Annotated in this window: 2 protein-coding genes and 1 pseudogene; all 3 read right to left on the reverse strand. The window is 39.4% G+C overall.

The features are described 5' to 3' along the window. Nucleotides 1–4: 4 nt before the first annotated feature. Nucleotides 5–328 carry a transposase family protein gene (locus tag QUA57_RS28545; protein ID WP_333064535.1) on the reverse strand — a complete coding sequence of 108 codons (324 nt, stop codon included), beginning with the start codon at nucleotides 326–328 and terminating at the stop codon, nucleotides 5–7. 168 nt (nucleotides 329–496) lie between these two features. Next, on the reverse strand, nucleotides 497–727 hold the full coding sequence (locus QUA57_RS28550) for a hypothetical protein (protein ID WP_333064533.1): 231 nt from the start codon (nucleotides 725–727) through the stop codon (nucleotides 497–499). A gap of 184 nt (nucleotides 728–911) precedes the next feature. After that, a pseudogene (locus tag QUA57_RS28555) lies at nucleotides 912–1170 on the reverse strand (hypothetical protein); the annotation flags it as partial.

The raw sequence follows: 1170 nt of genomic DNA on the forward strand, positions 1-1170 counted from the left end.
ACAATTAATAATTAAATGGGGGCGAAAAATCAAAAACAAGGGTAATGCTTGTATCACAGTTTAAATGCGCGACAGCTGAAGCTTTATCTCCTTGAAACTTTTGTGATGTTTCGTCGGACGCTCTCTGCTTTCTCCAAATGTTTATGTCGGCTGTTGCTCCAGTTTCTCCTACTACTACGTCAACAATCTCTTTACCAGATGGCATGACTATTACCTGGTTCTTTTTAGTATGTCTCTTTTGTTTGCCAGAGTAATTTTTTTTCTGCTCTTCATTGTCCGTAGGTCTTTGTATGGACTGCTCGTAGCTATCTACCCCGCAACTCAACATCTTTCAAAATTTCCAGAACCCATGCCCGCTCGCCATCATTTTTTTTTACTTGTTCTAACACCGAAGCCGGCAATAAATCTCTTAAAATCTTTACCCAACGGTGAAAAATATAATTAGCGTGGAGTACCAATGCCAAATTGTACCCCAAGCATTTGAAAAGTAGGTAAGTTATGCAGGTACACGGTGGGTCAAAATAATTTGGTCTGCTATCGTTAGTTTAGGGGGACGACCGCTGCCCGGTTTAATGAGCCTAGTTTTCTGACTTTCTTGAGATGATTTTTGACGAGCGTACAAATTTTCTGCATGGGTAATTAGTTGTATTAATTGGTCGTAGTCTATACCCAACATTCTTTGAGTCTCGGATCGATGCTTTTCAATATATTCTCGGAGTTGGCTCATGTTTTTGGGGGTAAAATTTCATTATAATTTAAGAGCGCTCTATCAACCATTTCTTTTTGGGAGATATCTAAAGAAGTCCCGAACAATTTTTTTTCAATAATAAAGGAACCAATGGAGCCATATTTTAATTGAGTCAACAGGTAAAAAATGAGTAGAATTACTCATTGACAATAGTGCTTTTAGCTTAACTTGTGAGTAATGCTCCTGGATAATCTGGGGATTGAATGGCAGCTAAATCTTTTTGGTCAAAGAGTGACATTTGTATCGCCTCTTGTTCTACCAACTCTCGGATTTGTGGCGCTCTTAATGCTGTAATCCAATCTAAACCCTCTACCCCCTTTAATTCTTCTTCAATCCGTGCCGAAGTAAGTTGGGCTTGCTGAATAATCGAGTGCATATTGCGTCGCGAAAGGTTTCGAGCGCGTGATCGAGAATAAAGTGCA

This window comes from Microcoleus sp. Pol7_B2, assembly GCF_036701035.1.
GTDB lineage: Bacteria > Cyanobacteriota > Cyanobacteriia > Cyanobacteriales > Microcoleaceae > Microcoleus.

What these genes read in the sequence shown, in the direction of transcription:
- QUA57_RS28545 (WP_333064535.1), bottom strand. Translation starts at nt 328, where the DNA reads ATGTTGAGTTGCGGGGTAGATAGCTACGAGCAGTCCATACAAAGACCT.
- QUA57_RS28550 (WP_333064533.1), bottom strand. Translation starts at nt 727, where the DNA reads ATGAGCCAACTCCGAGAATATATTGAAAAGCATCGATCCGAGACTCAA.